General features: G+C 74.9%; 14 protein-coding genes. 7 read left to right on the top strand and 7 right to left on the bottom strand.

From position 1 onward, the window contains the following. Positions 1-137: 137 nt before the first annotated feature. From hmgA to RVR_RS06300, 3 genes are read left to right on the top strand one after another with little or no spacing between them, the layout of a single operon-like run. The gene (gene hmgA / locus RVR_RS06290; protein WP_202238426.1) at positions 138-1,460 is read left to right on the top strand and encodes a homogentisate 1,2-dioxygenase; all 1,323 of its coding nucleotides are present in this window, start codon (positions 138-140) and stop codon (positions 1,458-1,460) included. Positions 1,461-1,465: 5 nt separating this feature from the next. Beyond that, on the top strand, positions 1,466-2,212 hold the full coding sequence (locus RVR_RS06295) for a GntR family transcriptional regulator (protein WP_202238427.1): 747 nt from the start codon (positions 1,466-1,468) through the stop codon (positions 2,210-2,212). A 14-nt stretch (positions 2,213-2,226) separates the two neighbouring features. Further along, on the top strand, positions 2,227-3,483 hold the full coding sequence (locus RVR_RS06300) for a type ISP restriction/modification enzyme (protein WP_202232898.1): 1,257 nt from the start codon (positions 2,227-2,229) through the stop codon (positions 3,481-3,483). A 110-nt stretch (positions 3,484-3,593) separates the two neighbouring features. Here the strand turns inward: RVR_RS06300 and RVR_RS06305 are convergent, their stop codons facing one another. Next, a complete protein-coding gene (locus RVR_RS06305; protein ID WP_202232899.1) occupies positions 3,594-3,857 on the bottom strand; it encodes a hypothetical protein in 264 nt (87 codons plus the stop codon). 292 nt (positions 3,858-4,149) lie between these two features. On the opposite strand from RVR_RS06305, the gene RVR_RS06310 reads away from it, so the two are divergent. Next, entirely contained in the window at positions 4,150-5,316 is a 1,167-nt protein-coding gene (locus RVR_RS06310) for a DUF5925 domain-containing protein (RefSeq protein WP_430393107.1), read from the top strand. A gap of 52 nt (positions 5,317-5,368) precedes the next feature. Here RVR_RS06310 and RVR_RS06315 read toward each other — a convergent pair whose 3' ends face one another. The 4 genes from RVR_RS06315 to RVR_RS06330 form a co-directional block, all read right to left on the bottom strand. Then, the gene (locus RVR_RS06315; RefSeq protein ID WP_202232901.1) at positions 5,369-5,740 is read right to left on the bottom strand and encodes a GntR family transcriptional regulator; all 372 of its coding nucleotides are present in this window, start codon (positions 5,738-5,740) and stop codon (positions 5,369-5,371) included. Continuing rightward, on the bottom strand, positions 5,737-6,900 hold the full coding sequence (locus tag RVR_RS06320; protein WP_202232902.1) for a methyltransferase domain-containing protein: 1,164 nt from the start codon (positions 6,898-6,900) through the stop codon (positions 5,737-5,739). Before RVR_RS06320 ends, RVR_RS06315 begins: the two co-directional genes overlap by 4 nt. Positions 6,901-7,074: 174 nt before the next feature. Further along, positions 7,075-7,950, bottom strand: a complete 876-nt coding sequence (locus RVR_RS06325; RefSeq protein WP_202232903.1) for an esterase/lipase family protein — start codon at positions 7,948-7,950, stop codon at positions 7,075-7,077. A 211-nt stretch (positions 7,951-8,161) separates the two neighbouring features. Then, positions 8,162-9,190, bottom strand: a complete 1,029-nt coding sequence (locus RVR_RS06330) for a polyprenyl synthetase family protein (protein WP_202232904.1) — start codon at positions 9,188-9,190, stop codon at positions 8,162-8,164. A gap of 477 nt (positions 9,191-9,667) precedes the next feature. Between RVR_RS06330 and RVR_RS06335 the strand changes: the two genes are divergently transcribed. The 3 genes from RVR_RS06335 to RVR_RS06345 all read left to right on the top strand — a co-directional run bounded on the left by RVR_RS06335 (position 9,668) and on the right by RVR_RS06345 (position 14,827). After that, positions 9,668-13,135 (top strand): DNA polymerase III subunit alpha, encoded by a 3,468-nt coding sequence (locus RVR_RS06335; RefSeq protein ID WP_202232905.1) that lies wholly within the window; start codon positions 9,668-9,670, stop codon positions 13,133-13,135. Further along, entirely contained in the window at positions 13,132-14,190 is a 1,059-nt protein-coding gene (locus tag RVR_RS06340; protein ID WP_202232906.1) for a DNA polymerase Y family protein, read from the top strand. The genes RVR_RS06335 and RVR_RS06340 overlap by 4 nt, the downstream gene beginning before the upstream one ends. Before the next feature lie 172 nt (positions 14,191-14,362). After that, a complete protein-coding gene (locus RVR_RS06345; protein WP_202232907.1) occupies positions 14,363-14,827 on the top strand; it encodes a PPOX class F420-dependent oxidoreductase in 465 nt (154 codons plus the stop codon). Positions 14,828-14,843: 16 nt separating this feature from the next. Here the strand turns inward: RVR_RS06345 and RVR_RS06350 are convergent, their stop codons facing one another. Together RVR_RS06350 and RVR_RS06355 are read right to left on the bottom strand one after the other, a co-directional pair. Next, a complete protein-coding gene (locus RVR_RS06350) occupies positions 14,844-15,821 on the bottom strand; it encodes a helix-turn-helix transcriptional regulator (RefSeq protein ID WP_202232908.1) in 978 nt (325 codons plus the stop codon). Positions 15,822-15,910: 89 nt separating this feature from the next. Next, complete coding sequence (locus tag RVR_RS06355) at positions 15,911-17,167, bottom strand: DUF5685 family protein (RefSeq protein WP_202232909.1); 1,257 nt, start codon at positions 17,165-17,167, stop codon at positions 15,911-15,913. Positions 17,168-17,340 lie beyond the last annotated feature (173 nt).

Consider the following 17,340-nt stretch of genomic DNA (forward strand, 5'->3'; position numbering starts at 1 on the left):
CGCCCCATCCGTCCGCCCCTCGGCCGACCCGGCCCGCCCCGTCCGCCACAACCGCCCCACAGGCACCGCCATGAGGCTTGCCGCCACGATTCCTATGGCCCAGCATAGGAATCACGATGGCGAGCGGGGAGTGGAGCATGGAGCTGCGGGACGCCGGGCACGGCGACGAGGGCAGGGACCTCGGCTACCAGCCGGGGTTCGGCAACGAGCACAGCACGGAGGCCGTACCGGGCGCCCTCCCCGTGGGGCGCAACGCCCCGCAGCGCGCGCCGCTCGGGCTGTACGCCGAGCAGCTCAGCGGCACCGCTTTCACCGAGCCCCGGGCGCACAACCACCGCAGCTGGCTCTACCGCATCCGCCCGTCCGCCGCTCACCCCCCGTTCCACCGGGTGCCGAACGGGGCGTTGCGCAGCGCGCCGTTCCACGACGTGGAGCCCGACCCCAACCGCCTGCGCTGGGGCCCCCTGCCGCTGCCCGACGAGCCCACGGACTTCGTCCAGGGCCTGGTCACCGTGGGCGGCAACGGCGACGTGCTGCGCCGCGAGGGCATCGGCATCCACTGGTACGCGGCCAACGCCTCGATGGACCGCCGGGTGTTCTCCTCGGCCGACGGCGAGTTCCTGATCGTCCCCCAGGAGGGCGCCCTGCTGCTGCGCACCGAACTGGGCGTGCTGCGCGCCGACCCGGGCCACGTCGCGCTCGTCCCGCGCGGGGTCCGCTTCCGCGTGGAACTCCTCGGGCCGACCGCCCGGGGCTACGTGTGCGAGAACTACGGCCGCCCCTTCCAGCTCCCGGACCTCGGCCCGATCGGCGCCAACGGCCTGGCCAACGCGCGGGACTTCCTCGCCCCGGTCGCCGCCTACGAGGACCGGGAGGAGGACACCGAGGTCGTCAACAAGTTCGGCGGCAACCTGTGGGCCGCCGTCTACGACCACTCACCCCTCGACGTCGTCGCCTGGCACGGCAACCACGTGCCCTACCTCTACGACCTGCACCGCTTCAACGTCCTGGGCTCGATCAGCTACGACCACCCCGACCCGTCCATCTTCACCGTCCTCACCTCCCCCTCGGACACCCCGGGGCTCGCGGGCGCGGACTTCGTGGTGTTCGCCCCCCGCTGGCTGGTCGGCGAGGACACCTTCCGCCCCCCGTACTTCCATCGGAACGTGATGTCGGAGTTCATGGGACTGGTCGAGGGCGCCTACGACGCGAAGGCCGAGGGCTTCGTCCCCGGCGGCGCCTCGCTGCACAACATGATGTCCGCGCACGGACCGGACCACACGACGTTCGACCGGGCCAGCACCGCCGAGCTGCGCCCGCAGAAGGTCGACGACGGCCTGGCGTTCATGTTCGAGACGCGCTGGCCGGTGGTGCCGACCGGGTTCGCCCTGGGCGCCGGGCACCGGCAGGAGGGGTACGACGCGGTGTGGGAGGGCCTGCGGAGGAACTTCCGCCCGTGACGCCGGTGAACGCCTTCGCCCCCGACTCCCTGGTGCTCAACCGCAGGCTGCCGCTGTGGTACCAGGTCTCGCAGTCCCTGCGCGCCTCGATACTGGGCCGGCGGCCGGACGCCCCGCTGCGGCTGCCCACCGAGGAGGACCTCGCCGCGCACTACGGGGTGAGCGTGCTGACCATGCGCCAGGCGCTGAAGGAGCTGGAGGCCGAGGGGCTGATATCCCGGCACCGCAGGCGCGGCACCTTCATCGAACCGACCGCGCTGCGCGGGGCGCCGGTACGCCTGCTCGGCTCGGTGGACGCCGTCGTCGCCCAGCAGTCCGGGGGACGTACCACGGTCCTGGCCCACGGCCCCGCTCCCCTGCCGCCCGAGGCGGCCGAGCACTTCCCGGACCTGACCGAGGCCGTCCGCTTCCGGCGGCTGCGCCACGACGAGTCCGGCGAACCCTCCAACTGGGCGGAGAACCACGTCCGTCCCGAACTCGCCGCCCGCATCGACCCCGCCGACCTCGAACGCTGGCCGATGACGAAGATCCTGCGCGACGTGCTGGGGGTGCGGATCAGCCGCATCACCGACACCCTGGAGGCCGGGCTCGCCGACCCCGGCACCGCCCGCCTGCTCCGGGTGCCGCTGCTCAGCCCGATCCTGCACTGCACCGGCGTGACCTACGACGAGACCGGCAGGGCCGTGGACGTGGTCCGCATCCACTACCGCGGCGACAGGTTCTCCTTCACCGTGACGATGGAGGCACCCTGACGGGCGTCAGTAGCATGCGTGTGGTGAGCGATGACGCGCCTTTGCTGCACGACCTGATGCCCTGGTCGGTGCGCCCGCTGCGCATCGGCCGCGGCTGGCCGATGGCGTCCGAACCCGCCTGCCTGCGGGCCCGCTGGACGCTCCTCACCACCGCGCCGGACGAGGCCACCAGAAACGCGTTGCTGCGCCCGACCCGGGCCCGGGGCCCGCACACCCCGGTCGGCCAGCTCCCCGGCCACCCCACTCCCACCACCGCGATCGCCCGCGAGGCCGGCCGCTGCCCGGAGCCGGTCCGCGTCCAGCACGGGCCGTTCGACCAGCAGTGGCTGATACCCGACCACCGGCTGATCGACGTGGCCCGGCCCGAGTTGTGGCGGATCGCCGACGACCGGCAGCTCTTCGCCGTCGAACACAGCCCGCTGCCGGACACCGCGGAGGCCGTGGTGACCTTCAGCGCGCTGCTTCCCGACGGGCGTTCGCCGGCCGGCAGGCCCGCGCTGATCCGGCCGCTGTACCGGCGCCCCGGCGGCCGCGACCCCAACCTCGCCCCGGGCCTGACCGGTTGGCTCGCCTCCCGCCTGGACACCGGCGTCACCGCCGAGGACACCCTCGCCTGGATTGCCGCCGCGGCCCGCCCCGGCCACCGGGGCTGCGAGGTGCCGCTCCCCCGCGACCTGGACCAGTGGCAGGAGGGGACGGCCCTGGGCCGCAGGTCGCTGTGGCTGCACACCCGGGGCGCCCGCTGCGCCGACCCCGGGCAGGGCCGCGACGCGTCCCGGCTGCGGCCTCCCGGGGGCAGCCGCCCCTACGTCCGTGCGGCGCTGCCCGAACGGCCCCGGCCGGACGACCTGCGGTACGACCCGCAGGAGCGCGCCCTGTGGGTCGGAACCGGCCAGGTGGCTCCGGTGGCGCCCGAGGCGTGGGAGGCCACCGCGGGCGGCGTGCGGGTGCTGGAGGCGTGGTACGGGCGGCGGACCGCGCCCGGCGAGCCCGGCTCGCTGGAGGCCCTGCGCCCGGCCGCCTGGACGCGGGCGACGACCTCGGAACTCCTGGAGCTGATCGGCGTGCTGACGCTGCTGGCCGGTCTCCGGGAGGAGGTGGCGGACTTCACGGCGCGGTCGGCAGCCGAGGGGGTCGACAGGGCGGGTGCGGCCGGCGCGGCGGCGCTGCGGGCGGCCGGGGTCCTTCCGGTGCCCGCGGCCAGGCGGAGGCCGGCCTCGGTGCTGGAACACCACGAGGAGGGCCCGGACGGGCAGTTCGCCCTGCTGTGACCGCGCGTGTGACCGCGCGTGCGGTGGTCGGGCTGCGGCCGCTGGGGAGGACGGCCGCATGCACCCCACCACCGAGGTGACAGCAGGACGGACGCGAACTGCTCGCGGACTCAGCGGTGATTGCCGAAGAGCGACCTCCGCAGCCGGCGCAGCGGCGCGAACAGGGACACCCGGGCGCCCTTGTCGGTCCTGACACGCGTGGCGTCACGCGAGGTCAGCTCCCGCAGCAGCACGGTGGCCTCCTCGGCCTCACGCTGCGGCACTGCGGGGCCGGCCAGTATCGAAAGGTGCCGGTCCAAACGCGCACTGGACGCCGTAGTACCGCAGTTGATGGCAGGCACTCTTGGCCTGCTGTGCATCGCTATCTGTTCCATGACTCTCCCCACCCTGTCGAGGGCACCCAGCACGGGCAGGGTAACCCTATCGCCCCGTCACGTCACGTGCGCGTCCCCCGTGCACCCCTGTCGCCCGATTCACCTTCCGCACAAGGGGGTTGACGCGGTAGTGCACACAAAGGGGCGACGTCGCACGTCGCGGCCCCGGCCGCACCGGAATCCTTTCCGGACACGCGTGCGGCGAATCAACCCTTTCGAGGGGTTTGGAAGTTCACACCAGGGCCCGAATCGAACCGAAAAGCACTGGGCGATCGCCCCTCCGTGCCGGATCATGGGCCCCATGTCCGCCACACCCCGTCCACCGAGGAGGCACGTGCCGCCCACCTCTCCCGCCGCCGACGCGACGGACGCCGCGGCCGCCGATCCGTTCCGCACCCTGCCCGTCCACCTGCGGCTGGACGACAGCGACTCGCCGTCCGACGTCGTCGACGCCCTGTTCCTGGGGCGTTTCACCTCGGGGCGGCAGCCCTTCGCCCGCAGCAGCTCGCTGGAGAACGTCAAGCCCGGCCTCACCCTGCTGCCGCCGGACGCGACCGTACTGCGGCAGGCGCGCGACAAGGACCGCAGCGCCCTGCTGGCCGAGGGGGAGGACTGGACGATCCTCGTCTCGCGCTGGAGCCGGGGCGCGGACGTCACGGTGACGGCGACCTCCGACGAACTCGCCGAGCGGGTGCTGAAGTCGGCGGTCGAGGACGCGGAGGACGAACCGGAGCCGCAGCCGGAGAACGTCACCATGGGCTTCTGGTACGTCTCCCCCCGGCGGGGCCCGCACCGCACGACCCGGAAGATCTCCGCCGGCACCTGGGACGAACTGCGCGGCAACTACTCGGCGCCGGTCGCCGACGCCATGGACGGCCTGATGAAGATGACGGCCGACGACATCACCGGGCGGCTGCTGCTGCTCCACGGACCGCCCGGCACCGGCAAGACGTCCGCCCTGCGCACCCTGGCGCGCTCCTGGCGCGACTGGTGCCAGGTGGACTGCGTCCTGGACCCCGAGCGGCTCTTCAACGACGTGGGCTACCTGATGGACATCGCCATCGGCGAGGACGAGAGCGAGGGCGGCCGCTGGCGGCTGCTCCTGCTGGAGGACTGCGACGAGCTGATCCGCGGGCAGGCCAAGCACGAGACCGGCCAGGCCCTGTCCCGCCTGCTCAACCTGACCGACGGCCTGCTCGGGCAGGGCCGCAACGTCCTGGTCGGCATCACCACCAACGAGGCCCTGGAACGCCTGCACCCGGCCGTCGTACGGCCCGGCCGCTGCCTCGCCCGCATCGAGGTCGGCCCGCTGAACCGGGAGGAGGCCGTGCGCTGGCTCGGCACCGGCGAGGGCGTCGGACGCGAGGGGGCCAGCCTCGCCGAGCTGTACGCCCTGCGCCGCGGCACCTCGCCGACCCTCGCCGTGCCGCCCCAGGCGGACGGCGGCCTCTACCTGTGACGCCGGCGCCGGTCCACCGCCGGCGTCCGCCGCCCCGGTCCGGCGCCCGGACCTACCCGCCGTACTCCGCGCGCAGCGCCTCCTCCACGGCGGCGCGTGCGGCGTCACGGTCCAGGCCGAGGCGGTGGACCCGCCGGGCGTAGCCGGCCGCGGCGTCCGCCACCTCGCGGGCCATGGCGTCGCCGGCCGCGACGTAGGTCCCGTGGCGGCCCCGGGTCTCGATCACCCCGTCCGCCTCCAGCGCCCGGTACGCCTTCGCGACGGTGTTCGCGGCGAGGCCCAACTGTTCGGCCAGCCCCCGTACGGTGGGCAGCTTGTGGTGGACGGGGAGCTCCCCCGAGCGGGCCTTCTCGGCGATCTGGCCGCGCACCTGCTCGTACGGCGCGGCGGTGGCGTCCGGATCGATCGTGATCTTCAGGCTCATACGCCGGATACTGGCACAGCGGCCGCCGCCAGCGGCACCGCTCGGGCCGGCCCGTCCGGGGCGTGGGCGATGGAGTCCCCGCTCTCGTGCAGGTGGAGCAGGAAGCGGTGGCCGGCCAGGAAGCCGTCCACCGCCGCACGGCAGTAGGCGACCATGTCGTCGGGCAGCGCGTCCAGCGGGTACCAGCCGAGCTCGGAGCACTTGTCCGGTTCGCGGTTGACCGGCTCGGGGCTCCCGGCCGCGTGGTGCGCGACGAAGAACCAGCCGATCCTGGCCCGGCCGTCGGGCGCCCGGTGCTGCATCACCATCGCGGCTTCCAGGTCGCCGGGGGCCAGGTCGAGCCCGATCTCCTCACGGGCCTCGCGGAGCATTCCGCTCCGGACGTCCTCGCCGTCCTCCAGGTGCCCGGACGGGGCGTGCAGCAGGCCGTCCGCGTATCCGGTCCCGTCCCGGCGGGAGAGCAGCACCTCCCGGCCGCGCAGCAGGAGCAGGTGCACGTCGACGATCTCGGTGTGCCGGCGGGCGGCCCGGTGCGCGGGGCGGACCACCGCCACGTACCTCTCGTCGCGGACCGCGCGTCCCCACAGCGGCGTGTCGTGTCCGAGCTGTTCGACCTGGACCGACCCGCCGAGCGGAGCGGCGAGTCGGACGAGGGTGTCGGCCGCGATACCGGCCGGGGGCGTCCCCCACCGGCCCTCCACGAGGACCAGGCGGCCGCCGGGCCGCAGCAGGTCCGCCCACCGCCGCAGCACCTCCTCGGGGTCCGGCAGCGCCCACAGGACGTGGCGGACGAGGACGACGTCGAAGCCGCCGGCGGCCACCGGCGGCCGGGCCGCGTCGCCGACGAGCACCCGCGCGCGCGTCCCGGAGAGTTTGGCGCGGGCCAGCGCGACCATCCGCTCCGACCGGTCCACCGCGGTGACGCGGTGCCCGTCCGCGGCCGCGAGGAGCGCGAGGCTTCCGGTTCCGCAGCCCAGGTCGAGGACGTCCGACGGCCCGGCGGGCAGCCAGGACCGCAGCCGCGCCTCCCAGGCCGAGCGCACGCCCGGGTCGCGCAGGCCGTGGTCGGGCTCGTCGTCGAAGTGGTCGGCGGCGGCGTCCCAGTACTGCCGGGCGTCCGGGTCCGGGCCCGATTCCGTGCTCGTGGCGTCCGTGCTCATGGGAGGAGCCTCCCACCTGCCACCGACAGCCGGGCGGCCCCGGACCGCCCGGCTCCCCGCCGGGAATCGACGATCCCCCCGAGGAGCCGGCCGGCCCGCGGGCGACCACGGACGCCGGGTGCGCGTGCCGGGCGTCGCGGGCCCGGCACGTTCCGCCGGACAGGGCCTGACCGGCTAGCTCGCCGCCGACAGGCAGGTGGTCCGGGTGGCGTGCGCGGGATCGAGCGCGTTGGCCGCCTCGTGGAACGCGATGCGGTCGGTCAGGCCGATGGCGACGTGTTCGGAGACGTCGAGCGGGCAGAGGTCCTGGAGCACCACGTTGTGGACGTTGGGCCCGGACAGTGCCTGCGTGGTGTAGGGGGTGACGACCTCGTCGTAGATGGTGGAGATCACGGTGTACTGCACGCCGGGCACCGTGTCGCCGCCCGCGTTCAGTTCACGCTGGAAGTCCGAGCCGGCCACCTGGTCGGCCAGGCCGGGAAGGTCGTCCTGGAGGAAGTCGGACGCGCCGGGGAAGTACGGCAGCAGCGCGGTCAGCCCGTCCAGCGTGGTCCCGTGGTTGTCGGGGGCGAGGGCGACCAGTGCGTTCACCTTGGACGCGCCGCCGAGGAACTGCAGGTAGTAGCGCGGCATCATGCCGCCCTGGGAGTGGCCGACGATGTCGACCTTGGACGCGTGGGTGGCCGCCAGCACCCGGTCGGTGAAGTCGGAGAGCTGCTGCGCCGAGTCGGCGATCGGCCCCAGCCCGCCGATCAGGTTCTCGCCGGGGAGCATGCCGTAGTCGAGCGAGAAGACGCAGTAGCCGCGCGCCACCAGGTAGGGGGCGAAGGCGAGCCAGTTGTCGGTGCCGTTGGCGAAGGTGCCGTGCACCAGGACGACGGGCCGGGGGTGTTGGGCGGAGGGGCGGCAGGAGTAGTTGTTCCAGCCGCTGGTCGGCGCGGAGCCGGCAGACGCGGAGCCGGTGGACGCGGAGGCGACGGCCGTGGGCGCGACCGCCATCGCGGTCGTCAGGGCGAACACGGCCAGGAGCCGTCTCCAGGACAGCCTCATGGGAACTCCTCACAGGGAAGCGGGGGCGCGACAACGACACCCGGCAGCCTGTGATCCGGATCACTTTGCTGGGCTCATGACAAGTTACGCACGAGTAGGAAGCCGCTGACTAGTTACGCGTGAGTAAAAAATGGCGCACCCGCCGCATCGGCCCTCCCGCGAGGGCGTTCAAGCCGGACGCGGGTCGGACGCGGGCGGGCTCGGGCCGGGCTCAGGACCGCCGGGCGGCCAGACGTGCGGCCATGGCCGCGAGGTGGTCGCGGTGGCAGCCGGGGGGCAGCTCCTCCAGCGCGGCCAGCGCGACGGCGAGGTGGTCCGCGGCGGTGGCCCGGGCGGCACCCAGCGCCCCGCCGGCCTCCAGGAGTTCGGCCAGGGCGTGCTGGGCGTCCTCCGCCGGCCGCCGCCACAGGTCCTGCAACAACAGGCGCTGCCGGGGGGCCGCGTCGGCGAAGGCGATCAGCACGGGCAGGGTCGGGCGCCGGTTGCGCAGGTCGCTGAGCGCGGGCTTGCCGGCCGCCCGGCCGTCGTCGGTGTACGGCAGCAGGTCGTCCTGCATCTGGAAGGCGACGCCGAGGTGGTCGGAGAACCGGGCCAGCGCCCGGGCGTGCGACGGTTCTGCGCCGGTCAGCACGGCGGCGGTGCGGGTCGCGGCGTCGAGCAGCGCGCCCGTCTTGAGCCGGACCATCCGAAGGTACTGCGCCATGGCGCAGTCCATGCGCCCGGCCAGGTCGGCCTCCATCATCTGGCCCCGGCTGACCTCGATCGCGGCCGTGCTGATCACCTCCAGCACCCGCAGGGCCCGGTCGGCGCCGTAGCCGCTGGAGGCCAGGGCCCTGGCCTGTCCGAGCGCGGCGCACATCATGGCGTCCCCGCCCACCAGGGCGTCGGCCTGGCCGAACCGCGCGGCCACGCTGGGGCGACCGCGCCGCAGCGCGTCCTGGTCGATGATGTCGTCGTGCACGAGCGTGGCGGCGTGCAGCATCTCCAGGGCCGCGGCGGCGGGCAGCGCCGCACCCGGGTCACCGCCGAGGGCCGCGACGGACTCCAGGAGGAGCAGCGGGCGCAGCAGCTTCCCGCCGGGCAGCAGGGCGTGGCGCATCAGCGCCCCCAGCCGGTCGTCCGAGGCGCACACGGACTCCAGGTGCCCGAGCAGGAGCGCGGCCATCTCCACGGCGCAGCCGTCCGCGACGGCGTCGGCGGGCGGGGAGAGCACCGTCAGGGGCTCGGGGCCGAGTTCCACGCCACCGCGCACACTCCACCAGCTCTCGGGCAGGACGGACGACAGGATCCACGCGCCCGCCCTCCGGCACGACGAACCGGGCGCAGGCCGACGAGCGGCAGATACCCACACAATATGCCGACCGTGTGGAGCGGCTGCCAGCGCCCCATGGATGGCGTGGGCGGCGGGCGGCCGGCGGGCGCGTTCGGATCGCCGCGCCTCGGCGTCGCGGCGCGGCCGGCCGCGGCCGGGCCGTGCCGTGCCGTGAGGAACGTCATGGCGGTCGGCGGCGCCGCGCCGCGTGCCGCCAAGTCCGTTGCCGGACCGCGGAGATGCCGCGCGGGCGTTCGATCCGGCCACCGCCTCCCGCGGTCCCGTCCGTCCGACGCGGGCGCGTTCGAGTCGCTGACCTGGGGCGACCGCGCTAAGCTAATCGAACGAACGTACGAGGAACGTTCCGGGTGGATGGCCGAAAAGGGGTGGAGCGGGAGGTGCGGCATGGCGGGCTTCGCCCATCTGCATGTCGCGTCCGGCTACTCCGAGCGGTACGGCGCCGCGCACCCCGAACAGCTCGCGCTGCGGGCCGCCGAGCGCGGCATGGAAGCGCTGGCGCTGACCGACCGGGACACCGTGACCGGGATCGTCCGCTTCGCGCAGGCGTGTACGCAGACGGGGGTGCGGCCGGTTTTCGGGATCGACCTCGCCGTGGCGGGCCTTCTGCCGCCGCCCCCGGCGCGGCGGACGCGGACTCCGGTGCGCGGCGGCGCCCACGTGGTCGAGCCGCCGCTGAGGTTCGTGCTGCTGGCCCGCGACCGGGAGGGCTGGGCGCGGCTGTGCCGGATCACCAGCGCCGCCCACGTGGGGACGGCGAGCCGCGCCGCGCCCGTACAGGTGTCGTGGGACGCGCTGCGCGAGCATGGCGGTGCCGGTCTGACCGTCCTGCTCGGACCGCTCTCGGAGCCGGTGCGGGCGCTGGCGGCCGGACGGGAGGACGTCGCGGCGCGGCTGCTGCGCCCCTGGCAGGAGGTCTTCGGTGACGGGGTGCGCCTGGAGGCGGCCGTCCACGGCCGGTCCGGAACCGGTCCGGGCTCCCTGCGGCTGGCCGCCCGTACCCTCGCGCTCGCCGACCGGACCCGTACGCCCGCGGTGCTGACCAACGCCGTCCGCTACGCCGACCCGGCACAGCACCGCCTCGCCGACGTCCTGGACGCCGCCCGGCTGCTGCGGCCCATCGACCGGCGCCGGCTGGACGGCGGACAGCGCTGGCTCAAGGGCGAGGAGGAGATGGCACGCGTCGCGCGGCAGGTCGCCGAGTGCGCCGGCGACGACCCGCGCCGGGCCGACCGGCTGCTCGCCGACACCGTCGCCACCGCGGCGGCCTGCCGCCTCGACCCGAAGGCGGATCTCGGGCTGGGGGCCCGGCACTTCCCCGAGCCGGCGGTCGTCGGCGCCGGCCCGGGCCCCGGCGCCGGTGCCCGGCTGCTGAGGGAGCGCTGCGCGGCGGGTCTGGCCCGCCGCGGCCTGGAGCGGGACGGGAAGGCGCTGGACCGGATGGACCGTGAGCTGGGGATCATCGGGAAGCTGGGCTACGACTCGTACTTCCTCGCCGTGGGGCAGGCCGTGGCCGACATCCGCGAGCTGGGCATCAGGGTCGCCGCCCGCGGTTCCAGCGCGGGCTCGATGGTCTGCCACGCCCTCGGCATCGCCACCGCCAACCCGCTCGACCACCACCTGCTGTTCGAACGCTTCCTCAGCGAGCGGCGCCGAAGCCTGCCGGACATCGACATCGACGTGGAGTCGATGCGCCGGTTGGAGTGCTATGACGCGATCTTCCGCCGGTTCGGCCACGAGCGGGTCGCGGTCACCGCGATGCCCGAGACCTACCGGGCGCGCAGGGCGCTGCGCGACACGGGACTGGCGCTCGGCATCCCCCCGGCGGAGGTGGACCGCGTCGCCAAGAGCTTCCCGCACCTGCGGGCCTGCGACATCACGAGCGCGCTCGCCGAGCTGCCCGAACTGCGCGCCCTCGCCGCCGAGGCCGGACGGTACGGGCCGCTGTGGGAGCTGGCCGAGGGGCTGGACTCCCTCGTCCACGGCATGGCCATGCACCCGTGCGGAGTGATCATCAGCGACGCGACCCTGCTGGACCGCCTCCCCGTCCAGCCGACCCCCCAGGGCGACTACCCCATGGCCATGGCGGCCAAGGAGGAGGTCGAGGCCCTGGGCAACATCAAGCTGGACGTCCTGGCCGTACGGATGCAGTCCTCGATGGCGCACGCGGTCACCGAGATCGAACGCGCCACCGGGAAGCGGATCGACCTCGACGACGGGAGGCAGGTCCCGCTGGACGACGTCTTCGCCTTCAGGCTGATCCAGGAGAGCCGGACCATCGGCATGTTCCAGCTCGAGTCGCCCGGCCAGCAGGATCTGCTCTCCCGCCTGCAACCGCGGGACGTGCAGGACGTCATCGCCGACATCAGCCTCTTCCGCCCCGGCCCGGTCCAGGGCGGCATGCCCGAGCGGTACATCGCCGCCCGGCACGGCGGCGTCCCGCACTTCGCCCACCGCGCCCTCGAACCCGTCCTCGCCGACACCTACGGGGTGACCATCTGGCACGAGCAGGTCATCGAGACGCTGCACGTGATGACCGGGTGCGGAAAGGACCGGGCGGAGATGGGCCGGCGCCTGCTCGGCGACAAGGAGAGGCTGCCGGGGATCCGGGACTGGTTCCACCGCGCCGCCGCCGCCCGCGGCTTCTCCCCCGAGGTGCGCGAGGAGGTGTGGGCGACGGTCGAGGCCTTCGGCGCCTACGGGTTCTGCCGGGCCCACGCCGTCGCCTTCGCCGTGCCCGCCCTGCAGTCCGCCTGGCTGAAGGCGCACTACCCGGCGTTCCTGCTGGCCGGTCTGCTGGAGCACGACCCGGGCATGTGGCCCAAGCGCGTCATCGTCGCCGACGCCCGCCGCATGGGAGTGCCCGTGCTGCCGGTCGACGTCAACCGCTCCCGTCCGGAGCACGTCGTCGAGCGGGCCGGGGACGGCCGGTGGGGGGTGCGGCTCGCGCTGTCCGGGGTACGCGGGATCGGTGAGGAGGAGTGCGCGCGGATCGCCGCCGGGCAGCCCTACGGATCGCTGTCCGACTTCTGGCAGCGGGCCCGGCCCAGCCGCCCGGTGGCCGAACAGCTCGCCGGGATCGGGGCCCTGCACGCGTTGCACGACGGGCGGTTGACCCGGCGGGACCTGCTGTTGCAGATCGCCGAGCTGCACCGGCAGTCCCGCCACCGGAACGCGGCCGAGGGGCAGCTCCCGCTCACCGCCGACGCGATCGGCGCGACCGAGCCCGCCGGGCTGCCCGAGATGACCGGACGCGAGATGCTCGGCGCGGAACTGCACACGCTCGGCATCGACGTCTCCCGGCACCTGATGGAGTACCACCACCGGCTGCTGAGGGAGGTCGGCGCGACCGACTCCGTCCACCTGGCCGACCTGCCCGCGGGCCGCCAGGTGCTCGTGGCCGGCATCCGCTCCGCGACCCAGACCCCTCCGATCGCCTCCGGCAAGCGGATCATCTTCGTCACCCTGGAGGACGGCTCCGGCCTGGTCGACCTCGCCTTCTTCGAGGACTCCCACGAGCGTTGCGCCCACACGGTCTTCCATTCCGGGCTGCTGCTGGTCCGCGGCACCGTCCAGGTCCGCGGCACCCGCCGGACGATCGTCGGCACCATGGCCTGGGATCTGGAGGAGGTCGCCGCCACCCGGCGGGACGACGGCCCCGAGGCCGCTCTCGCGCTCCTGGGAGCGGACGGCCCCCACCCGACACCGGCGCAGCCGCAGCCGCAGCCGCAGCGGACCCTGGAGAACGGCACCACCGGCGCCCGCCTCCACCCCTACGCCGACCTCCAGCCGGCCGGCTCCCGCACCGCCGACCTGCGCAGGCTCGGCCACCGCAGCCCGGGGAGCGCGGGATGAGGCCGCGCCACATCGCCCACCTCCACCTGCTCGCCGACAGCCTCGGCGAGGAGGGCTACGCGCAGGTGCTGGAGGTGCTGAGCGGCCTCACCCCCCACGTCCAGGCGTTCCCGCCCGACGCGGTGCAGCTCGACCTGACCTCGGCACTGCGCTACTTCGACCGCGGCCCCTACGACATCGTGCAGATGGCCAGGCTGCGGATCGCCGCCCTGTACGGCGTCCGGACCAGCGCGGGACTGGCCAGGAACCCGATGCTGGCGGCCATGGCGGCGGCCGCCTCCCCGCCCGGCCGCACCACGCGCGTCCCCGGCGACCAGGAGGCGGTGGACGCCTGGCTGGGACCGATGCCGGTGGTCACGCTGCCCGGGGTCGGCCGGGCCACCGCGGCCACGCTCGGCATGTACGGGCTGTACACCATCGGCCAGGTCGCGGGCGTCCCCGCGGCCACCCTCCAGCGGATCCTGGGCGCCGCCCCCGCCCGGCTGCTCGCCGAACGCGTCCGCGGCAACGACCCCCGCCCGGTCACGCCGCAGGCTCCCGCGGCGCACCTGACCGCCGACCTCGCGCTCGACCGCGACTGCCTCGATCCCCTGCACCACCGCCGCGCCGTGATCGGGCTGGTCGAGGACCTCGGCCACAGGCTGCGGACCGGGGACCGGGTCACCGGCCGCCTCACGCTCACCCTCCGGTACGCCGACCGGAGCGCCACCACCCGGACCCGTACGCTGCCCGAACCCACCGCCCACTCACCCCTGCTGGCCGCCTCCGCCCTGGACGTCCTGGCCTCCCTGGGCCTGCAACGCGCCCGGGTGCGCGGCTACTGCCTGACCGCCGACAGCCTGCTGGCCACCACCGACGCCACCCGCCAACTCAGCCTCGACGCCGCCGATGCCCGCGCCCGCGCCGCCGAAGCCGCCGCCGACCGGGCCCGCCGCCGCTTCGGACCGGGCGCGGTGAGCCCCGCGATCCTGGCCGGGCGCACCGGACCCGGCGGGTCAGGCGGGTCAGGCGGGCCAAGCGGTTCCGGCGATCCGGGCGGTCTCCTCCGGCGGTGAGTTCGGTGCGGACGCCGCCCCACCGGCCCGACCTCGGGTCCCCGTCCACTCGGACGAGTGAATCCGTGCGGATCGGCGTTCGAGCCGGAACAAGGGTCGGTCACGGTGCGTTCTCCCCACCACAGGCAGTAACCGACCGGTATCCGTCAGCACCCCTCCACCAGGAGCGATCATGCACCAGGCCCCCGCCACCAGCCCGCTGCTGGACCTGCTCAAGGAACAGCGGAACGGCGTGCTCGTCACCCTCAAGAAGGACGGCCGCCCCCAACTGTCCAACGTCACGTTCCTCTACGACGAGTCGACCCGCCTCATCCGGGTCTCCGCCACCGACAGCCGGGCCAAGACCCGCAATCTGCGCCGCGACCCGCGGGCGAGCTTCTACGTCACGACCCCGGACCTGGGGGCGTACCTGGTCGCCGAGGGCGAGGCGGAGCTGACCCCGGTGGCCGCCGACCCGCATGACGCCACCGTCGACGAACTGGTCGAGATCTACCGGGCGATCGCCGGGGAGCACCCGGACTGGGAGGAGTACCGCGCGGCGATGGTGGCCGACGGGAGGCTGGTCATACGCCTGCGGGCCGATCGTGCCTACGGATGGGGCCGCACCCAGGGCGGCACGAGCGGCGCTCTGGACTGAGCGGGCCCGCCCGGGGTCAGGGGGCGCCGCCGTCCCCGGCCGTGCGGCGGGCCGCGCGGGCCAGCCGGCCGGACACCGCCGCGAGGTGGGACACCAGCTCGGGCGGCTCCTTCACCTCGAACTCCGCGCCCGTCATGCCGATGAACATCGCCACCGCGTCCAGCGACTCGAACCCGGTGGTCAGTTCGCAGGCGTCGGGCCCGAGCGCGGTGAGCCGGCCGAAGCCGGACCAGGCGAGGGAGGCGATGGCGTCCAGCGGCGCGTGCAGCACCACCCGGGCCTGGTAGCGGTAGGCCCGTGAGGTGACGCCTTCGGCGACGTAGGAGGCGGCGTCGTCGGGGAGTCCACGCGGGGCGAACCGCGGACCGGTGGGCGGCCTGGGCTCGATCCGGTCCACCCGGAAGGTCCGCCAGTCGTCCCGGTCGGTGTCGAACGCGAGGAGGTACCAGCGCCGGCCGTGGTGGACCAGCCGGTAGGGCTCGACGGTGCGGCGGCTCCCGGTGCCGCGGTGGTCGAGGTAGTCGAAGCGCAGTTGCTCGCGGTCCCGGCAGGCGGCCCCGATGACGGTCAGCACCTCCTGGCTGACCGTCGTCGCGGCCGGCGCGGGGCCCACGGTGACCGCCTGCATCGCCTGCACCCGGTGCCGCAGCCGTGACGGGAGGACCTGCTCCAGCTTGGTCAGCGCCCGCCCCGAGGTCTCCTCGATGCCCTCGACGCCGCCGACCGCGCCCGTCCGCAGGCACAGCGCCACCGCGACGGCCTCCTCGTCGTCGAGCAGCAGCGGCGGCAGGGCGGCTCCCGCGCCCAGCCGGTAGCCGCCGGCCGTGCCGGGCGCGGCGTGGACGGGATAGCCGAGCGTGCGCAGGCGTTCGACGTCCCGCCGGACCGTGCGGGCGGTGACCTCCAGGCGCGCGGCGAGTTCGGGCCCCCTCCAGTCACGGCGCGACTGGAGGAGGGAGAGCAGGCGCAGCAGGCGCGCCGACGTTTCCAGCATGCGTGCAGTCTGGCAGCGGGCCGGGACAGGAGGCGGCCGCGCACCGGTCGGCCGCGGGGGCTCAGGCCGTGGGGCTCAGGCCGCGGGGCTCAGCAGTCGCACCCGCAGTCGCAGCAGTCGCAGTCCCCGCAGCACTCGGCGCACTGGCAGCAGTCGCCGCAACCGCTGCAGTCCCCGCAGTCCCCGCAGTCGCACGAGGTGCACCAGGCGTCGCGGGGCCGGCCGGTCCAGGCGTCCTGGTGGTCGGTGCAGCACAGTCGGCAGGTGCAGCACATGCCCGTGTAGACCAGGCATCCGGACAGCAGCCCGCGCCGGCGCGGCGGCTCGGGCGGGGGCGGGAAACCGCCGGGACCGGCCGGTCCGCCCGGCTGCCCGGGCGGGTAGGGCCGCTGGCCGGGCGCACCGGGCGCGTAGGGGCTGCCGGTGTACGGGTCGCCGGTGTACCGGTCGCCGTCCCGTGCCGACGGGCCGTGCGAGCAGCCGTCGGTGCCGAACACCCGGTCCACGGAGCGTTCCAGTTCGTGGACGAGCAGGGTGTGGGCCAGGCGGGCGGAGGCGGTGTCGGCGAAGTCGACGTCCCGCAGGGCGAGCCGGATGCCGTGCCGGGCGTCGTCGCACAGCCGGCGGGCCTCGGCGAGGTCGGTGCCGGTGGCGGCGAGCGGGTTCCAGGCGCCGGTGCGGGCGTCCTCGGCCAGGTCCTCGACCGCGTCGAGGAGGTGGGCGAGGCGGCCGAACAGCCGCCCGGCCTCCTGGAGCGGGGCGGTGTTGCCGGGCCGCCCGGCGAGGACTGCGGTGTGGGCGAAGGCCGCGGCGGTCGCGGTCTCGGTGGGCTCGGTGACGGCCAGCACGCAACTGCCGGGTCCGGCCGCCGCCTCGACCTCGCTCTGCCGTCCGACCGCGTCGAGCAGCAGGGCGGTGTCGAAGCCGAGGGCACCGCCGGTGCGCGCGCCGGCCCGGTCCCAGCGGCGGGCGACCCGGCGGGCCGCGAGCGCGACCGGGCGCCGGGCGAACGCCCCGTCCCCGTCGTCGACATGGTCGCGCACCTTCGCCGACGCCAGCACCAGCGAGACCGCCGCGGCCAGGCGGGCCCCCTCGCCCCTGGCGACCGGCGCGGTGCGCATGCCGCGCAGCGGGCAGGGCCCCGCGGTGCGGCGCCGACCGGCGGTGGACGCGGTCTGCGCCTCGACCAGGACGGAGATCACCAGACCGTCGTAATTGGTGGCGACACGGGCGAACTGGCCGTGTCCGTCGCGCAGGGCGAGGCACAGCCCGCACAGGTGGGCGAGCCAGGACGCGGCCATGCCCTCCGACATCCGGTGCCGGCACGGCCGAATGATTCCGAACACGCTTCCCACTCCCCCATCGGACCGCGGTGCGCCGACGCGGTGCCTTGAGGCGACGCGTGGGGCGGAGGCGGCGTGTGGGCCGCCCCGGGTCGTGCCCGGCCGCCACGCGCCCGCCATCACCAGCGCTTTGACCTTCGGTCAGGTTTCAGAACCCGGTCGGCGGTCATGTTATC

It is taken from the genome of Streptomyces sp. SN-593 (assembly GCF_016756395.1).
GTDB lineage: Bacteria > Actinomycetota > Actinomycetes > Streptomycetales > Streptomycetaceae > Actinacidiphila > Actinacidiphila reveromycinica.